We start from the raw sequence: 387 nt of genomic DNA on the forward strand, positions 1-387 counted from the left end.
CAGATTCAGAAGTAAAGTTTCTACATTGTCATCGCGATGATGGGCCACACAAATGCCTCCTGCATGCAAGTCTTTTACTAATTGGGCAAAATAGCTGTAGCGTAAGTTGCGTGCAGCCATTTCGATACTTACCTTGTGTAAATGGGCATAAGCATAAGTATCAAAATGGATTCGAGACAAACTGATTCCCTGTTGTTTGCACAGATTTACACAAAATTGCTCGTCTCTGTCACTCTCTTCGCCGCGAAGATGAAAGTTACAGTGCGCAGCAGTAATATTTAGTCCTATATTTTTCAAGATAAGCAATAGGGCAACGCTATCGGCACCTCCGGACAAGGCAACGATATATGGTGTTTGCCACTTGAACATACCATGGTGAATAATATA

General features: G+C 41.6%; 1 protein-coding gene. It reads right to left on the bottom strand.

Translation table 11 applies throughout. From position 1 onward, the window contains the following. Positions 1–387, bottom strand: a 387-nt coding sequence (gene tilS / locus D4A39_RS19370; protein ID WP_199699511.1) for a tRNA lysidine(34) synthetase TilS, incomplete at both ends; no start/stop codon positions are given.

It is taken from the genome of Alcanivorax profundi (assembly GCF_003597125.1).
Taxonomy (GTDB): Bacteria; Pseudomonadota; Gammaproteobacteria; order Pseudomonadales; family Alcanivoracaceae; genus Alcanivorax; species Alcanivorax profundi.